The organism is Amycolatopsis sp. NPDC004747, assembly GCF_053601335.1.
The window spans coordinates 1-17,766 of record NZ_JBSGBQ010000041.1 but is presented as its reverse complement, the minus strand read 5'-3'; the positions used below and the strand labels follow the sequence as shown (position 1 = coordinate 17,766).

The 17,766-nt window shown below is 71.8% G+C and carries 16 protein-coding genes; 9 read left to right on the top strand and 7 right to left on the bottom strand.

Annotation, left to right across the window (positions count from 1 at the left end; all coding sequences use genetic code 11):
* The first annotated feature begins 6 nt into the window (after positions 1–6).
* Genes ACWEGE_RS40930 through ACWEGE_RS40910 form a run of 5 tightly spaced genes read left to right on the top strand, consistent with a single transcriptional unit; the run spans position 7 to position 8,414 of the window.
* On the top strand, positions 7–1,227 hold the full coding sequence (locus ACWEGE_RS40930) for a hypothetical protein (RefSeq protein WP_449665876.1): 1,221 nt from the start codon (positions 7–9) through the stop codon (positions 1,225–1,227).
* 1 nt (position 1,228) lies between these two features.
* Positions 1,229–3,607, top strand: a complete 2,379-nt coding sequence (locus ACWEGE_RS40925; protein WP_449665875.1) for a glycosyltransferase — start codon at positions 1,229–1,231, stop codon at positions 3,605–3,607.
* Positions 3,604–4,881, top strand: coding sequence for an alginate O-acetyltransferase AlgX-related protein (locus tag ACWEGE_RS40920; protein ID WP_449665874.1), 1,278 nt, complete (start codon positions 3,604–3,606; stop codon positions 4,879–4,881). The genes ACWEGE_RS40925 and ACWEGE_RS40920 overlap by 4 nt, the downstream gene beginning before the upstream one ends.
* A gap of 24 nt (positions 4,882–4,905) precedes the next feature.
* Complete coding sequence (locus tag ACWEGE_RS40915; protein ID WP_449665873.1) at positions 4,906–6,042, top strand: hypothetical protein; 1,137 nt, start codon at positions 4,906–4,908, stop codon at positions 6,040–6,042.
* Positions 6,039–8,414, top strand: coding sequence for a glycosyltransferase family 4 protein (locus tag ACWEGE_RS40910; protein WP_449665872.1), 2,376 nt, complete (start codon positions 6,039–6,041; stop codon positions 8,412–8,414). Before ACWEGE_RS40915 ends, ACWEGE_RS40910 begins: the two co-directional genes overlap by 4 nt.
* A gap of 4 nt (positions 8,415–8,418) precedes the next feature.
* Here ACWEGE_RS40910 and ACWEGE_RS40905 read toward each other — a convergent pair whose 3' ends face one another.
* The 5 genes from ACWEGE_RS40905 to ACWEGE_RS40885 all read right to left on the bottom strand — a co-directional run bounded on the left by ACWEGE_RS40905 (position 8,419) and on the right by ACWEGE_RS40885 (position 13,207).
* Complete coding sequence (locus ACWEGE_RS40905) at positions 8,419–9,333, bottom strand: FkbM family methyltransferase (protein WP_449665871.1); 915 nt, start codon at positions 9,331–9,333, stop codon at positions 8,419–8,421.
* Entirely contained in the window at positions 9,330–10,325 is a 996-nt protein-coding gene (gmd, locus tag ACWEGE_RS40900; protein WP_449665870.1) for a GDP-mannose 4,6-dehydratase, read from the bottom strand. Before gmd ends, ACWEGE_RS40905 begins: the two co-directional genes overlap by 4 nt.
* Positions 10,326–10,529: 204 nt before the next feature.
* Entirely contained in the window at positions 10,530–11,198 is a 669-nt protein-coding gene (locus tag ACWEGE_RS40895; protein WP_257922838.1) for a response regulator, read from the bottom strand.
* A complete protein-coding gene (locus ACWEGE_RS40890) occupies positions 11,195–12,301 on the bottom strand; it encodes a sensor histidine kinase (protein WP_449665869.1) in 1,107 nt (368 codons plus the stop codon). The genes ACWEGE_RS40895 and ACWEGE_RS40890 overlap by 4 nt, the downstream gene beginning before the upstream one ends.
* Before the next feature lie 66 nt (positions 12,302–12,367).
* Complete coding sequence (locus ACWEGE_RS40885; RefSeq protein WP_449665868.1) at positions 12,368–13,207, bottom strand: helix-turn-helix transcriptional regulator; 840 nt, start codon at positions 13,205–13,207, stop codon at positions 12,368–12,370.
* Positions 13,208–13,309: 102 nt separating this feature from the next.
* Between ACWEGE_RS40885 and ACWEGE_RS40880 the strand changes: the two genes are divergently transcribed.
* Positions 13,310–14,734: an MFS transporter gene (locus tag ACWEGE_RS40880; protein WP_449665867.1), complete on the top strand. Its 1,425-nt coding sequence runs from the start codon at positions 13,310–13,312 to the stop codon at positions 14,732–14,734.
* Here the strand turns inward: ACWEGE_RS40880 and ACWEGE_RS40875 are convergent.
* The gene (locus tag ACWEGE_RS40875) at positions 14,700–14,897 is read right to left on the bottom strand and encodes a DUF397 domain-containing protein (RefSeq protein ID WP_449665866.1); all 198 of its coding nucleotides are present in this window, start codon (positions 14,895–14,897) and stop codon (positions 14,700–14,702) included. The genes ACWEGE_RS40880 and ACWEGE_RS40875 overlap by 35 nt on opposite strands.
* Positions 14,898–14,915: 18 nt before the next feature.
* A complete protein-coding gene (locus tag ACWEGE_RS40870; protein WP_449665865.1) occupies positions 14,916–15,767 on the bottom strand; it encodes a helix-turn-helix domain-containing protein in 852 nt (283 codons plus the stop codon).
* An 85-nt stretch (positions 15,768–15,852) separates the two neighbouring features.
* Here ACWEGE_RS40870 and ACWEGE_RS40865 point away from each other — a divergent pair, with 85 nt between their 5' ends.
* From ACWEGE_RS40865 to ACWEGE_RS40855, 3 genes are read left to right on the top strand one after another with little or no spacing between them, the layout of a single operon-like run.
* A complete protein-coding gene (locus tag ACWEGE_RS40865) occupies positions 15,853–16,188 on the top strand; it encodes a hypothetical protein (protein ID WP_449665864.1) in 336 nt (111 codons plus the stop codon).
* On the top strand, positions 16,185–16,709 hold the full coding sequence (locus ACWEGE_RS40860; RefSeq protein WP_449665863.1) for an RNA polymerase sigma factor: 525 nt from the start codon (positions 16,185–16,187) through the stop codon (positions 16,707–16,709). The genes ACWEGE_RS40865 and ACWEGE_RS40860 overlap by 4 nt, the downstream gene beginning before the upstream one ends.
* The gene (locus tag ACWEGE_RS40855) at positions 16,702–17,589 is read left to right on the top strand and encodes a VOC family protein (RefSeq protein WP_449665862.1); all 888 of its coding nucleotides are present in this window, start codon (positions 16,702–16,704) and stop codon (positions 17,587–17,589) included. The genes ACWEGE_RS40860 and ACWEGE_RS40855 overlap by 8 nt, the downstream gene beginning before the upstream one ends.
* The last annotated feature ends 177 nt before the right edge of the window (positions 17,590–17,766 follow it).

The following is a 17,766-nucleotide window of genomic DNA, read 5'->3' as shown; positions in this document are numbered from 1 at the left end:
CGGGTTTTGTCCTGGCAGGAGGAACTGCGCCGGTTGGACGAAGAGCTGGCCGCTGGCCAGATCTCGGCTGACGACTACCGCGTGCGCCGGGACGGTGTCCTGTCCGCGGCCGTCAACGCCGATTCCCAAGCCGCACCGGCGTCGGGCGGCCCGGCGGAGAGCACCCAGATCATCGCTCCGGTGAACGCGCCGCAGAGCGCGCCCACCCCGGCGCAGCAGCCCGGGGGCGCCACCGCGGCGGACCAGACCCAGATCGTGAACTCCGCCTTCGGCGGCGGGGAGCGCACCCAGGCCGTCGGCCAGGGTGGGGCGCCGCAGGGCTGGGCCCCGGGCGGGCAGCCCGGCGACGCCGAACGCACGCAGGTCGTGCCGGGCGTGCCGCCGCAGTCGGTCGCCGGCGGGTACCGGCCGCAGGGCCAGGGCTCCGGCGGGTTCCCCGCCCAGCAGACACCGCAGTACCACCCGCCGCAGGGCCAGCAGCAGATGCCCTGGAACGCGCCGAGCCAGGACACGAGCACCCCGTGGGGCGGCTCCGAGTTCCCGGCCGACACGAACTGGGTCGCGCAGGGCCCGGAGCCGTCGTTCGAGACCACCCCGGCCAAGGGCGGCAAGAAGGTCCTCGTGATCGTCCTCGCCGTCGTCGTGCTCGCCGGCCTCGGCGTCGGCGGGTACTTCCTGTTCTCCGGCAACTCGGACGGCAAGAACCCGCCGGTCGCGCAGTCCTCGAGCGCGCCGCCGTCGCCGACGCAGAAGCCGAAGGACGACCTGGAGATCGCCAAGCTGCCCGGGAACGTCCTCTCGACGACCAACTTCGGGAGCTTCGACGAGCTCAAGGCCGCCAACGTGCTCACGGAGGGCGAGTACAACGCCCTCAACGACGCGAAGGTGACCAGCGCGCGTCAGTCGGTGTCGAAGCTGCCCTCCGGCGCCACCGCGGTCGTGCTCACCCTCAAGACGGCCGGCGCGGCCAACGCGACGAACGCCGTCGAAGGGCTCACCGAGCAGCAGGTGAAGTTCAAGCTCGTCAAGTACACCGGCACCGCGCCCCCCGGCGTGGAGGTCATGCAGCTCGTCAAGGAGGACGGCACGGCTCTGGTCCGCGTGCACTACGTGCACAAGCAGACCGTCGTGCGCGTCCACGTCGACGGTCCCGACCTGGCCACCGTCTCGAAGGTGTTCGACGAGATCCTCGCGAAGCAGCTGACCGAGCTGCCCGTCACCGGCTGACATGGCCGGGAACCGGTCCGGAGATCCCGCGCCACGGTTCGCCGCCTGCACCGTCGTCACCCGGGATCGGCGAGCCGTCGCGGACGTGCTCGCCGAGTCCTACCGCGCGCACCACCCCGAGCACGGCTTCACCGTGCTCGTCGCCGACGGCGAAGCGGCGCCCGCCGAGCTCGGCCTGGATCCCGACGAGTACCACCGGCTGGTCACCTGCCACGCCGGCGCGGACCTCGTGGACGTCCTCCGGCCGCTGCTGGTGCGCAGCCTGCTGGACCGGGCGGACGTGGTGGTCCTGCTCGACCCGGACGTCGAGGTCCACGCGCCGTTCGAAGACGTCGCCGCGCTCGCGGACGGCCACGGGCTCGTCGTCGCGGCGGCCCTGCTCGAACCGCTGCCGCAGGACGGCTTGGAACCGGAGCACGTCCCCGGCGTCTTCGACGGGTTCCTCGCCGCCGGCCAGGGCGCCCGGCCGTTCCTCGATCACTGGGCCGACCTGGCCCGCCGCCGCGCGCCGCACCGGACCGAGCCGACGTGGCGGTGGCCCGACCTCCTGGCCGGCGTGTTCGACCACCTCGTCGTGCGCGACCCCGGCCTCGCCGTCGGCTACTGGAACCTGCACGAGCGCCCGGCGATCGGGCTGAAGTTCCTCGCGTTCCGCGGCTACGACCCGGAAACGCCGTGGCTGCTGACCGCCGACTGCCGGCGGCGGCCGCGGGTCCGGCTCTCCGCCGACCCGGTGCTGCGCGAACTCTGCGAACGCTACGGCGACCGCATCGGGACCGGCGGGCACGGCGGTTCGCCGTTCGCCAAGCTGCCCGACGGCACCCCGATCACGAGCGTGATGCGGCAGCTCTACCACGACGCGCTCACCGACGCGGAACGTTTCCGCGACACGCCAGACCCGCTCGGCCGGGTCGCCGGCAAGCTGCCGCCGCACCCGTTCGGCGACGACGGCGGCCGGGCGTTCCGGCAGTGGCTGACCGAGCCCGCGTCGCCGCTGGACGCCGCCACCGGGCTGACCCGGCTGGCCGCCGCGGTCTGGCTCGCCCGGGTCGACCTGCAGGCGGTGTTCCCGCACCCGCGCGGCGCGCAGCGCGCGGCCTTCCGGCAGTGGTGCGCCACCTACGGGGTCGAGGAAGGCCTGCTGCCGGCGTGGGCGGTGCCTGCCGAGCCGCCGTCACCGGTGCCCCCGGTGGACGACTTCGGCGTCAACGTCGCCGGCTACCTGACCGCCGAGCTGGGGCTCGGCGAGATGGCCCGGGTGGTCCAGCGGGCGATCGCCGCGGCCGGCGTGCCGATGGTGTCGGTCGTCGAGGAGCACTCGCTGTCCGGCTCGGTCCGCACCGGCCTGGCGGCCCCGGACGACGTCGGCGTGCCCCGGTTCGGCGTCAGCCTGCTCACCGTGAACTCGGACTTCACCCGGCTGATCCTCGACACCCACCCGGACACCGGCGCGGACCGCTACCGGATCGGGCTGTGGGCGTGGGAGCTGGAGGACTTCCCGGCGGCGATGCACGACGGGTTCGCGCTCGTCGACGAGATCTGGACGCCCAGCGAGTTCGCCACCCGGGCGATCGCGGCGCACTCGCCGGTCCCGGTGCGGACCATTCCGGTGCCCGTGCCGGACCCCGGTGAACCCGTGCGGGAACCGGCTCCCTGGACGCAGTTCCTCTTCATCTTCGACTTCAACTCCACCGGTGGCCGGAAGAACCCGTGGGGTGTCGTCGAGGCGTTCCACCGCGCCTTCCCCGGCCGCGAAGACGTCCGTCTCGTGCTCAAGGCCACGAACGGGCACCTGAACACGCCCGCCGTCGAGCGGCTGCGTCGCGCGATCGGCGGTGACCCGAGGATCGAGCTCCTGGAGCGTTACCTCACCGTGGCCGAACTCGGCGCCCTGTATGCCAGGACCGACGCCTACGTTTCGCTGCACCGCAGCGAGGGCTTCGGGCTCACCGTCGCGGAGGCGATGGTCAGGGGGATACCGGTGATCGCCACCGACTACTCGGGCACGACCGAGTTCTTCGGGCCCGAGCACGGCTGGCCGGTGCCCGCCACGATGACCGACGTCGGCCCCGGGTGGCCGCCCTACCAGCCCGAAGGCCGCTGGGCCGACCCGGATCTCGACGTCGCGGCCGCGGCGATGCGCACGGTCGCCGACGACCGCGACGAAGCCCGGCGGCGGGGGCAGGCCGCCCGCGCGCACATCCTGCGGACCCGGTCGACGCCGGCCGCCGCGACGTGGCTGCGTGAGCGGCTGACCGAAGCCCACCAGGCCTGGCTGGCCGGGCGCGCGCCCCGGCCGCGGCACCCGCTGGTCGCCGGCGCCCGGAGGGTGCTCCGGCCGGTCCGCGCCGCGGCCAGAAGACTGGGGGTGACGGCGTGACCAGGACGCAGGGGCCGAAGCCCACGATGCCGCCCGTCTACGAAGCCTTCCTCCCGCGCGAACACGCGCTGTACCGGCCGCGCCACGGCCGCAGGCAGCTGACCGCGCTGGTGTGCGCGACGATCTTCCTGGCCACCCCCGCCCTGTCGGCGATCCTCGGCGCGCGGCCGTCCGAGTTCGAGAACCGCAAGCTCACCCCGTTCCCGAGCATCGGCCAGGGCTGGTCGTTCTTCCCGCAGCTGAGCCAGTGGACGACCGACCACCTGGTGTTCCGCGAGCAGGCGGTGCACGCCGCCGACGGCATCAGCCGCGGGGTGTTCGGCGAGCCGCCGCCGCTGCACCAGGAGAACCAGCAGGGTCCGCTGCAGGTGCCCGCCGACACCGCGCCGGCCAAGCTGGACCCGCGTCAGTTCCCCGACGTCATCGAGGGCAAGGACGGCTGGCTCTACCTCGGCGACGAGGCCACCAGCCACTGCGTGCAGACGGTCAGCCTGGACACCACGTTCGCCCGCCTGCGCGCCTTCCGCGACGCGGTCGAGGCGTCGGGACGGCAGTTCGCGGTCGTCGTCGCGCCCGACAAGATCGGCATGGTCCCGCAGCACCTGCCCGGCAGCTACCTGGGCAAGGACTGCCGCGACAAGGTGGCCGACGAGTTCTGGCGCCGGGTGGACGCCGAGGACTTCATGATCGACGTGCGCGGCCCGATGCAGGACTGGGCGAACCGCAAGGGCGAGGCGCTCTACGGTCCGCAGGACGCGCACTGGTCCGACGAAGGCGCGATCACCGCCGTCCGCGCGGTCGCCGAGAAGCTGCGGCCGGGGATCAGCGCGAAGTGGCGGCTGCAGCCGAAGGAAGACTGGCAGCTGCCGGCGGACCTGCCGCCGCTGATCGGCCGGACCGGCGTCACCGAGGGCACCCACTACGCGTTGATGCCGGACGGCAAGACCGACCGGACCCGGCCGATGCCCAACGACTACGTCACCCCCGTGCACACCGACAGCACGAGTGGCGACGGGACCTACGGCCTGCGCACGGCGTGGATCGGCGACTCGTTCACCATCCGCGCCCTCCCGTACCTCGCCGCGGCCTTCGGCGACCTGACCGCGCTCCACACGAGCACGGCCGACCACGACGGCGGCGAAGCCATCGGGAACCTGCTGCAGCGCAGCGACGTCGTGGTCATCGAGCTGACCGAACGCGGATTCGCCTCCGGCGCGGTGTCGCTCCTGCTGCCGCCGGTGCAGCAGAACATCGCCGGCAAGCTTGCCCGATGACTGAACCTACCCCGGGGAAACCACATGTCAGCTGACCGCGTGGCCGCCGCACTGGCCCGCTTGGACGAACACCGCGAACTGCACCTGCCGCTGCGCAAGAGCGACCTGCTCGGCCGCCTGGCGATGCGTTTCCTGTGGAAGCGCCAGGTGAAGTGGCAGATCGAAGCCAACCTCGCCGTTCGTGACGCGCTCGACGCGGTCCACCAGCTCCTCCGGGACCACCAGGACCAGCTGGCGGGCCCGCGCGACCTGGTCAACCAGCAGCAGCTGTCCCACGAGGTCGAGCAGCTGCGCCGGCACGACCAGACCATGACCGCCGGGCTCAACCAGCGGCTGTACTCCGGCCTGGGCAGGCTCGAATCCGAGCTGGGCGAGCTGCGGTTGCGCCAGGCGGAGACGGAGGAGACCGGCCAGGACACCGACCAGCGGCTGAAGGCGCTGGAGGCGCAGGCAGCCGCCTCGGCTTCGGCGTCGGCGGACGTCCGGCTCCGCCACGCGCAGCTGGACCTCGCGCTCGACCGGGTCCGTGCCGGAACGGCGGTGGAGGACGTCGCCGCCGACGTCGCCGACCGGGAGTCGTTCCTCGAACTCGCGCTCTCGGAGCTGCTCGACGGGCCTGCGGACCGCGTGCGCGAGGCCCGCCGGAACCACCTCCCCCTGATCACCGCCGCCCGGGACGCCGGCGCCACCGGACCCGTGTTCGACGTCGCGGCCGGCCGGGGCGAATGGCTCGAGGTCCTGCGCGCGGCCGGGCTGCCGCACACGGCCGCGTCGGACAACGCGCTGGTCAGGCGGCACTGCGCGAAACTCGGCTTCGAGGTCGCGGCCCAGAACGCGCTGGAGGCGCTCGCCGGGCAGCCGGCCCGTTCGCTGGGCGCGGTGACCGCGTTCCGGTTCGCCGAACGCCTGGCGCCGGACACGCTCGCCCGCTTCACCGACCTGGCCGCCGCCGCGCTGCAGCCCGGCGGCGTCCTGCTCGTCGAGACACCGGGCCCGGACGCGGCGGCGGACTTCCGGCTGGACCCGTTCGCCCGCAAGCCCTTGGACCCCGTCTACCTGCGGTTCCTCGCCGATTCGGCCGGCTTCGCCGAGGTCGAGGTCCGCGCGGCCGAGGCCGCGCACGGACTGGACGAGCGCCTGTGCCTGATCGCCCGCCGATGAAAGCCGCACACCACCGCGCCGTGCTGTGGAGCCCGCTGCCGCCGCAGACCAGCGGCATCGCGGACTACAGCCACCACCTGCTCGAGGCGCTGGCCGAACTGACGGACGTCGCCGCGGTGACCGGATCCGCGGCGACGGCCCAGGTGCCCAGCGGCGTCCCGCTGCTGAGCCCGGACGAGGAGACCGGCGGCCTGCCGATCTACCAGATCGGCAACCACGCCGGGGTCCACGCCTGGATCTACCGGCAGGCCGTGGCCCGGCCCGGTCTCGTCGTGCTCCACGACCCCTCCCTGCTCGACCTCCACGCCGGGCTGGCCGGCGGGGTCGACACGGACGAGTTCCGCCGGGAGGTCCGGTACGCGCACGGCCCGATCTGGGGCCACTCGCACGACCTGGCCCTGCTCCGCGGCATGCCGGCCATCGAGGTGGACGGCGTCAAGACGCTCGACCACGCGACCCTGACCATGGAACGCCGGCTCGTCACCGGCAGCCGCGGGGTGCTCGTGCACGACCCGCACACGGCGGAGTTCCTGCGGGCCCGCTACCCGGGTGTGCCGGTGCACGCGGTGCCGCACGGCGCGACCCTGCTCGACGAAGCCCGCCGCGGACCGGTCCGGTCGGCGCTGGGGTGGACCGAAGACCAGGTCGTGTTCGGGGTCTTCGGCAGCCTGGCCGGGCACAAGCGGATCACCGCGGCGGTGCTGGCCTTCGTCGAGCTGCGCCGCCGCTGGCCGAACGCGCGGCTGCTGGTCGCCGGGCACGCCGGCGACGCGTCGCTGCTGGCTCAGCTGCGGGAAACGATCGACCGGAGCGGCTTCGCCGAATCCGTCCACGTCGAACTGTCGCCTGCCGAGCCCCGGTTCGACGACCTGGTCCTGGCCTCGGACGCCGTGATCAGCCTGCGCTGGCCGACCGCGGGCGAGACCAGCGGCACGATGATGCGGGCGTTCGGCGCCGGGCGCGTCGTGCTCACCAGCGACCTGCCGCAGCACCGCCACTTCGACGAGTCGTTCTGCTGGACCGTGCCGACCGACCCGGCCGGCGAAGCCGCGGAGCTGTACCGGCTGCTCGAGCGGGCGGTGCTGTGGCCGGAGGAGCTGCGCGCGGCCGGCAAGCTCGCGCGCGAATGGGTGCGCCAGAACGCGACCTGGCCGATCGCCGCGCGGGGCTACGCCGCGGCGATCGAAGCGGGGCACAGCCTCGCGGCGCCGGTGTCCGAGGTGCGGCGACCGCCCGGGGTGAACGTCTTCGCCGACGTCCGGGCCACCACGGGCCTTTCCGAGTCCGCTCGCCGCCACGTCCAGGCCCTCACCGCGGCCGGCGCGAACCTCACCTTCACCGAGTTCAACAGCCAGGCGCCCTACCGTTCGATCCCGGTGCCGCCGGACGTCGCCGCGTTGCGCCGCGGCAAGGAGTTCGACGTCGACCTGTGGATCGTCAACGTCAACGAGTGGCAGCTGATCCCGGAGCACGCGCTCGACCGCTACACGATCGGCCTGTGGGCGTGGGAACTGCCGGAACCCCCGGTGCACGCGATGCCCCACCTGCCGGGGATCGACGAGCTGTGGGTGCTCTCGTCCTTCGTCTCGGACTCCTTCCGGACGGTCACGGACATCCCGATCACCGTGGTGCCGAGCGTGGTCCCCCAGGCGCCGGCGATCGCCGGGAACCGGGCGAAGTTCGACCTGCCCGAGACCGGCCTGATCGTGCTGTTCACCTTCAGCGCGTCCTCCAGTGACGCCCGGAAGAACCCGTGGGCGGTGATCGAGGCCTTCCGCCGGGCGTTCCCGGCCGAGGACCGCGCCACGAAGGCCCACCTGGTGCTCAAGGCCAACAACCTGGAGCGCTTCCCCGAGCTGGACACCGCGTTGAGCGCGGCCGTCGCCTCGGTGGGCGGGACGCTGCTGCGTCGCGAGATGTCCCGCGAGGACATGGACACGCTCTTGGCGACCTGTGACGTGTACACGTCACTGCACCGCTCGGAAGGGTTCGGGCTCGGGATGGCCGAGGCGATGGCCATGGGGAAGGCGGTGGTGGCGACCGGGTTCGGCGGCAACATCGACTTCATGCCGCCGGGTTCGGCCGCGGTGGTCGGCTACGACGTCCGCCCGATTTCGAAGCACGACCACCGGTTCGGCGCCGAGTTCGGCGACTGGTACACCGTCGGCCAGCTGTGGGCCGAGCCGGACGTCGACCAGGCCGCGCGCTGGCTGCGGAAGCTGGCCGCGAGCCCGCGGCTGCGGGCCCGCATGGGCGCGAAGGCCATCGAGGCGATCCGGGACTGGTGCAGCCCGGCGGCGGTCGGGCGGATCATGACCGAGCGGCTGGCCGAGCTGGCCCGCGACGGCGTGCCGGTGAAGGTGCGGAACTGAGTTTTCAGGAACGCCGCGCGTCGAGCTGGGCTTCCAGTTCGGCGACGCGGTGTTCCAGTGCCGCCGAACGACGGCGGGTCTCCTCCGCCTGACGCCGGGCCTGCTCCAGCTCCCGCCGGTGGTCCTCGAGCTGTTCACCCAGCTCGGCGCGCCCTTCTTCGGCCGTTTTGACGGCTGCCTCGAGCCGCCGGATGTAGGCGACTTCGGCGGGACGGCTCTGCCGGGCCTCTTCCCGCAGCTGGACCACCGCGTACGGCTCGTAGTCGTCGAAGATGTTCGCGGGCGCCGACAGGGCCGCCAGTGCGTCCGCGTCGCCGGACTGGGCGTAGAAGCGGTTCAGCCCGTCGAAGAGCGCGCAGCGGTAACCGGCGTCGAGCAGCATCGGCTCCCACCCGTGGTGGGCCGGCTTCGGCGAGCCCGGTTCGGTCGCCTCGACGAGCACGACCCGCGGCCGGTGCCGGCTCCAGTCGGCCCCTTCGATCACCGCGCGCTCGGCACCCTCGACGTCGATCTTGAGGAAGTCGACCGGCCCGGGGTGCTCGTCGAGGAGCGCGGCCAGCGTCACGACCGGCACCTCGATGTCCCGGATCGCCCAGTCCTCGCGGTACCGCGCGGCGAGCGAGTCGTCGACCGTCGACCGGCCCCACTGGCCGTCGACCGCGTGCAGCACGGTGGTTCCCGGCCGGGCCCCGACGGCGACCCGCAGGTTGACGTCCTCCGGGCGGGCGCGGTCGAGCTCGGCGGCGAGCGTCGGTTCCGGCTCGACGTTGATCCCGCGCCAGCCCAGGTCGTAGAAGTGCTTGGTGACCGAGTCCAGCACCGGGTACCCGGCGCCGAGGTCGACGTAGCGGCCGGCGGCCTGGCCGGCGAAGACCCGGGCCAGGACGACGTCCTCCGCGTTCTGCGCGTAGGAGATCACGGCAGCGAGATCCCGGCCTTCGCGGCTTCGAGCCGCAGGTCGTGGTCGACCATCATGGCGACCAGGTCCTCGAACCCGACCTCCGGCTTCCACCCCAGCTCGGTGTGGGCCTTGGTGGCGTCGCCGACCAGGAGGTCGACCTCGGCGGGCCGGAAGAACCGCGGGTCCTGCTCGACGAACCGCTCCCAGTCGTCGATGCCGGCGTGCTTGAACGCGAGGTCGACGAAGTTGCGGACGCTGTGCGTGCGGCCGGTCGCGACGACGTAGTCGCCCGGCTCGTCCTGCTGCAGCATCTGCCACATGGCGCGGACGTAGTCACCGGCGAAGCCCCAGTCGCGGCGCGGGTCGAGGTTGCCGAGCATCAGCTTTTCCTGCAGCCCCAGCTTGATCCGCGCGACGGCGTTGGTCACCTTGCGGGTGACGAACTCCATGCCGCGGCGCGGGCTCTCGTGGTTGAACAGGATGCCCGAGCAGGCGAACAGCCCGTAGCTGTCGCGGTAGTTCACGGTGATGTCGTGCCCGAAGACCTTCGCGACGCCGTAGGGCGACCGGGGGTAGAAGGGCGTGGCCTCGGTCTGCGGCGACTCGCGGACCTTGCCGAACATCTCGGAGCTGGAGGCCTGGTAGAAGCGGATGGGGTTGTTCTGGCTGCCGCCGACCATCCGGACGGCTTCGAGGAGCCGCAGCACCCCGAGCCCGGTGACGTTCGCGGTGAGCTCGGCCTGCTTGAAGCTCAAGGCGACGAAGGAAATGGCGCCGAGGTTGTAGACCTCGTCCGGCTGCACCTGCTCCAGGACCCCGACCAGGCTGGACAGGTCCTGCAGGTCGCCCTCGACGATCTCGACGAACGGGTACTCCGCGCGGATCATGTCGATCCGGGGATTGTTCTGCCCCTTGACCAGGCCGAAGACCTCGTACTGCTGCTCGTGGAGGAGCTCGGCGAGGTATTGGCCATCCTGACCGGTGATACCGGTGATCAACGCACGACGCACCCGCTGAGGATAGCCGGGTGACCACGCGGTCGATCAGGTTAGCCCGAAGGTGTGACTTCCGCCGTGTCGGCGAACGCCCTCCCCCTCCCGGACGCCCTCTGAGCAGAGCATCGGCCGGGAGAGGAGGCGCCGTGATCTGGATCGGCCTGGTCGGCGTCCTCGCCGTGGTGTTCCTGGTGCGCGCGGTTCGCGTGGTGCGCCGGGTCAGGCGGGGCGACGCGGTGTGACGAGCCCGGATTCGTAGGCCAGCACCACCAGCTGGGCGCGGTCGCGCGCGCCGATCTTCGTCATGATGCGGCTGACGTGGGTGCGGGCCGTCGCCGTCGAGATGACCAGGTGGGCGGCGATTTCGTCGTTCGACATCCCGCCCGCGACCAGGCCGAGCACCTCGCGTTCGCGGTCGGTGATCTCGCGGACGGCGCTGGTGTCGATGCGCCGGTTCTCCGGGCGGCCGACGAACTCCTGGATCAGCCGCCGGGTGACCGTCGGCGCCAGCAGCGCCTCCCCGCTCGCGACGACCCGCAGCGCACGCAGCAGCTCGACCGGCTCGGTGTCCTTCAGCAGGAACCCGCTGGCGCCGGCACGCAGGGCTTCGTAGACGTATTCGTCGACGTCGAACGTGGTCAGCACCAGCACCTTCGTCCCGGCCAGGTCCGGGTTCGCGGTGATCCGGCGGGTGGCTTCGAGGCCGTCGACACCGGGCATCCGGACGTCCATCACGACGATGTCCGGCCGGTGCTCGACCGCACCGGCGACCGCCTGCTCACCGTCGCCGGCCTCACCGACGACCTCGAAGCCGTCTTCGGTCTCCAGCAGCACGCGGAACCCGGCGCGGACCAGGACCTGGTCGTCGGCCAGCAGCACGCGGATCATGCTTCCCCCTCGATCGGTAGCTCGACGCACACTTCGAAACCGCTCTCGACCGGCCCGGCGGTGCACCGCCCGCCGAGCGCGGCGGCGCGTTCGCCCATCCCGCGCAGGCCGTGGCCCGGGGCCGGCTGGGTGGTGCCGCGGCCGTCGTCGCGCACCCGCAGCGTGAACGTCCCCGGTTTTCGCTGGAACCGGACCTCGACGTGGTTCGCCTGGTCGGCGTGCCGGACGACGTTGGTCAGCGACTCCTGGAGGATCCGGTAGGCGGCGGCGTCGACGGGCGCCGGGAGGTCGCCGGGTTCGCCGTGGACCTCGACCGTGAGCCCGGCGTCGCGGGCGTGGTCCAGCAGCTCGCCGGCCTGGGCGAGGCTCGGCGCGGGCGCCTTGTCCTGCCCCGAGCGCAGCACGGCGAGGGTCGCGCGCAGGTCGTTGAGCGCGGAGGCGCTGGCCGCCTTGATGTTGAGCAGTGCCTCTTTGGCCTGCTCGGGCCGCCGGTCGGCGACGTGCGCGGCCACCCCCGCCTGGACGTTGATCATCGCCAGGCTGTGCGCGACGACGTCGTGGACCTCGCGGGCGATGCGCAGCCGCTCCTGCTCGGCGAGCCGGTGGCGGTGCTCGTCGGCCTGTTCGCGGCGGGCGGCGAGCGCGTCGAGCTGGTACCGGACGGCCGTCCCGACCCCGATGACGGCAATCAGCCAGACGACGATGAACGCGACTCCGGTCTCCAACGCGAACGACCTGGTCATGACGACGTGCACGACGTAGGCGGCGGCGAGCGCCGAGGCGCCGGTGATGCCGGCGGTGAGCGGTCCACGCTGCCGCGTCAGCACGAACAACGCGACGGTCGGTACCAGGATGACCGGCCCGCCTGGCAGACCGGAGGCGTAGTAGCCGAACGCGGACGCGGACGCGACCAGGAAAAGCGTCAGCGGGAAGCGGTGGACGAGCAGCAGCGTGAGGACGGTGGCGGCGAGCCACGCGAAACCGAGCGGCGTCAGCGGCGACGCCCCGGGCTGCCACCGCGACGACGCACTGGTCGCTCCGATCACGAAGACCCCGACGACGACGGTGCGCGCCAGGCGTCCTGCCCACGGAGGCCTTCTCATGCGGCGAAACTACCGGTCACGGCCGGTCCGCGCGTCCGTCCCGGAGCGCACGGCCGGCGTACGTCGTCAGTCTCGGTCGAACACGAGCGGCAGCTTCGCCGCGGTTTCTTCGTCGGCCGGGGTGTAGGTCGACATGGTGATCTCGGACCGGCGGCCGTAGTAGAGGTAGGTGAAGTTGAACTGCAGCAGCCCGACGTCCGGGTGCAGGTACCGCTTGGTGCGGATCGGTTCCGAGTTGACGTCGTGGTGCGGCCACAGCTCGGCGAACAGCGGCGACTCGGCCTTGAGCCGCTTGACCAGCTGCTTCCACGCCGGCTCGGCCACGTGGTCCGCCATCGCCGCGCGGAAGGACGCGATCACGCGCGGGATGTTCGCGTCCCAGTCGAGCATCCGCTTGCGCCACTCGGGGTTGAGCAGGCACTGGACCAGCGTGTTGCGGTCGCCGAACGGGATGGCGTCGACGTCACCCATCAGCCAGGTGTAGGCCCGGTTGTAGCCGAGCAGGTCGCAGCGCGCGTTGCGGATGGCGACCGGGTACGGCTCCAGCTTCTTCAGCATGAGCTCCATCGCCGGCGTGATGACCTGGCAGTCCTTTTCCCTTTCCGGCTCGGGTGCTCCGGCCAGCCGGAAGAGGTGGATGTGCTCGTGCGGGTCGAGCCGCAGGGTGCGGGCGATCGCCTGCAGGACCTGCTCGGACGCGTTGATGTCCCGGCCCTGCTCGAGCCAGGTGTACCAGGTGACCCCGACGCCGGCGAGCTGCGCGACCTCTTCGCGGCGCAGCCCCGGCGTCCGGCGGCGGCCCACGATCGGCAGGCCGACCTGCTCGGGCGTGATCCGCTCGCGACGGCTGCGCAGGAACCTCGCCAGCTCTTGGCGGCGAAGGCCGGAATCGACGGCGGTGGTCATGGTGCCAGGATGACACGCCCTGGAACCTGGTACCAGGTAGTGGCCGGTACCTGGATAAACAACAACTGGTACCAGTTTCCCGGCGGGCCGATCGTAGTACTCATGACCACGACCTCCCTTGCGCCGAGCACCACCGGCGCCCTCGCCCGGCCGGGATTGACCCCCGCCGGCCTGGTCACGGTGCTGCTGGGGGCGGCACTGCCGATCATCGACTTCTTCATCGTCAACGTCGCGCTGCCGACGATCGATGCCGACCTCCACGCGTCCACCGCCACCTTGGAGCTGGTGGTGGCGGCCTACGGCATCGCGTACGCGGTGCTCCTGGTGGTCGGCGGCCGCCTCGGCGACTCGTTCGGCAGGCGGCGGCTGTTCATCGCGGGCCTTTGGCTGTTCACGCTGACGTCCCTGGCCTGCGGCATCGCCCCGACGGCCGGCACGCTGGTGGTGGCCCGCGCCGCGCAGGGGGCGGCGTCGGCCCTGCTGCTGCCGCAGGTGCTGTCGATCATCCAGGCGACGACTTCGGGCGAGCGGCGGTCGCGCGCGCTCGGCCTGTTCGGCGCGACGGGCGGCATCTCGACGGTGGTCGGCCAGCTGCTCGGCGGCGGGCTGGTGGCGGCCGACCTGTGGGGCACCGGCTGGCGGCCGATCTTCCTGGTGAACGTCCCGATCGGCCTGGTGGTGCTGGTGCTGGCCCGCAAGCTGCCGGAAAGCCGCGCGCACAACCCGTTGGGCGTCGACCGGCTCGGTACGGCACTGCTGGCCGTGACGCTGCTGTCGTTGCTGGTTCCGCTGATGGAGGGCCGCGCACTGGGCTGGCCGGTTTGGACCATTGCGCTGCTGGCCCTGTTTCCGTTCGCGGCGGCGGCGTTCGTGCACGTCGAGCGGCGGCTGGAGCGTCTCGGCGGAACCCCGCTGCTGCCCCCGACGGTGATGCGGCTGCCGAGCGTGCGTCGCGGGCTGATGGTGGCCGTGCCGTTCTTCGCCGCGTTCGGCTCGTTCATGTTCGTGTTCGCGATGACGCTGCAGGAGGGCCTGCACTTCGGCCCACTGGGCGCGGGCGGCGCGCTGACCCCGCTGGCGGTCGCGTACTTCACGGTGTCGATGTTGAGCAGCCGCCTGGTGGCGCGGTACGGCCAGAAGGTCGTCCCGGTGGGCGGCGCGATCACGGCGCTGGGCATGGTGGCGCTGCTGTGCACGACGCTGTCGGCGTGGCCACACGTGACGATCCTGGACCTGGCCCCGTCGATGGTGGCGATCGGCGTGGGGAACGCGCTGGCGATGACGACGCTGTTCCGGATCGTGCTGTCCCACGTGCCGACGGACCTGGCGGGAGTGGGGTCCGGCGTGATGACGACCAATCAGCAGACGTCGCTGGCCCTGGGCGTGGCGACGCTGGGGAGCTTGTACGCGGCGCTGTCGGGATCGCTGGGTTCGCGCGAGGCATTCGCGCTGGTGATCGGCGTGGTGGCGGTTCTGGCGGTGGTGGTCGCGATCACCGGACGGCGGCTGCCGGACCCGCGGGTGTGACGGCGGCGAGGAAGGCGGACCACGCGGCCGGCGGCACTTCGAGTGCCCCGGCCGCGGGGGCTTTCGAGTCCCGGGTGGCGATGGTGGCGCTGGTGAAGGCAACCTCGACGCAATCATCGTTGCTGCCGGACCCGCCGCTGTAGCTGCTCTTACGCCAGTCCACGGTCGCCTCTCCGTCGGTTTACATCTCGGCGAGGACCCCGGCGATGAACGTACGCGAGTCTTCCTGGTCCAGTGCCAGATCGGCGAGATGGTCGAACATCAGGCTAGCAGCGCGCACCTCGGCATCCTTCTCGACTTGCAGCGATCCGAATCCGTACTGGACGTAAGCCAAGTCCGGTTCGGATTTGTCGGGGAAGCTCGCGATGATGAAGTTGCTGTACAGCCCGTCATGCGATCCCGCGGCCTGCGGGAGAACCTGCAAGCGGACGTTCGGCAGTTCCCCGGCGTCGAGAAGGTGGCGCAGCTGCGCGACATCGCAGGGTTCGCGACGAATCACCGACTCGTCGATCACCGCATGCAGCTCCAGCCGCGGGGAATCGACCAGCCGAAGCTGGCGGCGCAGCCGAACCTGGATCTCAGCCTCCAACTTGCTCCCCTCGAACGGGTCCCGAGCACCGGCGAAGGTCGCGCGCATGTACGGCTCGGTCTGGAGCAACCCGGGGATGAAACCCAGCTGGTAGTTGCGGATCCGCGAAGCCTCGGCCTCCACGCTCACGAACCCGCGGTCGCTCAGCCCGAATGCGTGCCACCAGCCTTTCTCCTTGGCGTAGTCGAACATCCGCACGTACTCGTCGTAGTCCGAGGCGATGATTCCGTAGCGGTCGAGCAGGGCGAGAAAGTCGTTGTAGCCCGGGATGTACCCCTGTTCGATTCGGCTCATCTTCGAAGTGGAGAACCGGAGCGGGCGGCCGGCGTCCTCTTGGCTGAGCCCGGCCGCCTCCCGTAGCTTGCGCAGGGTGCGGCCGAGCTGGCGGCGCCGGTAGTTCGGCTTGGCCGGCCGGTCCATGGAACACCCCTCGCTGTCGGTCAACCACGAATCGTAAGGTGGGCAATCCGATCCGGGATTCCCGCATGCGAGCCGTGTCGCCCGGATTCGCGGCGAGAACGTGCTGGTCATGGACAGGTACGGCTATCCGCACGAGCTGGAGTACCGGCGTGAAGCCGGGCGGGAGCGGGTGCTCGAATACACCGAGCTCGTCGACGACATGGGGTTCGTCCTGGAGCACCGCAGTGATCGGTACCGGGGCTGGACCGTCCGGTACGGGACCGCGTGCGCACATGACTACCTGTTCCGGAAGCGGGCGCGGCCCGGCACGTTCGTCGTCAGCATCTACCGGCTCTTCCCGGAACGGCGGGAGCACGTTGTCACCGTCCGGGTGAACTGGCCGCCGGAAAATCCCGGAAGTTCACCCGTCGGAAAACCCGGCCGCCGGACGACTATGAAGGTGTGACGGAACCTCGGGTACGACCGGACCCGGCCTTCGCGCTGCTCGGGCTGTACGAAACCGCGCTGCCGGAGGTCTACGGGTACCTGCTGTCCCGGTGCGGTGACCGCACGCTCGCCGAGGAGCTGACGTCCGAGACGTTCCTCGGGGCGGTCGCCGCCTGTCGCAAGGAGTACGCACCTCCAGTGAGCACCGGGTGGCTGATCGGCGTCGCCCGGCACAAGCTCGCCGACCACTGGCGGCGCAAGGAACGTGAGGAACGCGGACTGCGGCTCGTGCACGACAGCGAGCCGGACGTCGAGGACCCGTGGGACGAGCAGCTCGACGCCCTGCGCGCGAGACAGGTGCTCGAATCGCTGGGGCCGCACCACCGGGCGGCGCTGACGCTGCGGTACGTCGACGGCCTCGGCGTCCCCGAGGTCGCCGGCCACCTGGGGCGCAGCGTGCACGCCACCGAGGCGTTGCTCGTCCGGGCCCGTGCCGCGTTCCGGCGCGCTTACGAAGAAAAGGAGGGTCGCGGTGCCTGAGCCCTTCGACGCGCTTCGCCGTCCCTCCGAGCGGGTCGCGCCCGACCCGGACTTCGCCGCCGAACTGCGCGACGACCTGCGTCGCGCCATCTTGAACGGAGCCGATATGACGACCACCTCAGAGGCACCCGCTGCCGCCGCGTCGCTGCGCTCGCTGACGCCCTACCTCGCGGTGCCCGACGCCCGCGCGGCCCTCGACTTCTACGTCGAGGTCTTCGGCGCGGTCCGCCGGGGCGAACCGATCCTGATGGACGACGGCCGGGTCGGGCACGCGGAGCTGGCCATCGGCGACGCGGTGCTGATGCTCGCCGAGGAGTACCCGGAGATCGGCCACGTGGCCCCGCGCGAGGGCGGCGCGTCGGTGCGGGTGGAGGTGCCGGACGTCGACGTCTCGGTGGCCCGTGCCCTGGAGCTGGGCGCGACGCTGATCCGCGAGGTGACCGATTCGCCGTACGGCCGCGGCGGCTCGTTCCGCGACCCGTTCGGCCAGCGCTGGCTGGTGTCCCAGGCGGCCACCCCGGCCGCCGGCCCCCGCCCGGCCCGCCACGGCGAGGCCATGTACTTCACGTTCCAGGTACCGGAAGCTTCGCCGGCGAAGGCGTTCTACGGCGCGGTGCTGGGCTGGCAGTTCACCCCGGGTTCGACGACGGACGCGTGGGGGTTCTCGGGGCCGGGGCTCGAGGGCGGGCTCTGGGCCGGGGACCGGCAGGTGGGCTGGAAGCTGATGTACGCGGTGGACGACCTGGCGTCGGCTCTCGTGCGGGTGCGGGAGCAGGGCGGACAGGCGGGCGAGGTCGAGACCCACCCGTACGGGACCACCGCCGACTGCACCGACAACCAGGGCATCGAGTTCTGGCTGTGGGAGAAGCCCGGGAGGTGAAACTCGCCGAATTCTCGGCGGCCTGTCTGGCTCAGCTCTCAAGCCCTCACCCTCTCCGGCAGGGCCCCGGCAAAGTCTTTTGACCTGGTTGCGGGGCGGGCACGGCTCTCGTTGATCATGTGATTGTCGAAGTCCCATGATCGTGTGAGAGAGCCGTGCCCGCCGCGCAATCGTGCC

Bases quoted from the DNA above. Each gene is read 5' to 3' on its own strand.
- ACWEGE_RS40925 (WP_449665875.1), top strand. From the start codon at position 1,229: ATGGCCGGGAACCGGTCCGGAGATCCCGCGCCACGGTTCGCCGCCTGC.
- ACWEGE_RS40915 (WP_449665873.1), top strand. From the start codon at position 4,906: ATGTCAGCTGACCGCGTGGCCGCCGCACTGGCCCGCTTGGACGAACAC.
- ACWEGE_RS40910 (WP_449665872.1), top strand. From the start codon at position 6,039: ATGAAAGCCGCACACCACCGCGCCGTGCTGTGGAGCCCGCTGCCGCCG.
- ACWEGE_RS40895 (WP_257922838.1), bottom strand. From the start codon at position 11,198: ATGATCCGCGTGCTGCTGGCCGACGACCAGGTCCTGGTCCGCGCCGGG.
- ACWEGE_RS40890 (WP_449665869.1), bottom strand. From the start codon at position 12,301: ATGAGAAGGCCTCCGTGGGCAGGACGCCTGGCGCGCACCGTCGTCGTC.
- ACWEGE_RS40885 (WP_449665868.1), bottom strand. From the start codon at position 13,207: ATGACCACCGCCGTCGATTCCGGCCTTCGCCGCCAAGAGCTGGCGAGG.
- ACWEGE_RS40880 (WP_449665867.1), top strand. From the start codon at position 13,310: ATGACCACGACCTCCCTTGCGCCGAGCACCACCGGCGCCCTCGCCCGG.
- ACWEGE_RS40865 (WP_449665864.1), top strand. From the start codon at position 15,853: ATGGACAGGTACGGCTATCCGCACGAGCTGGAGTACCGGCGTGAAGCC.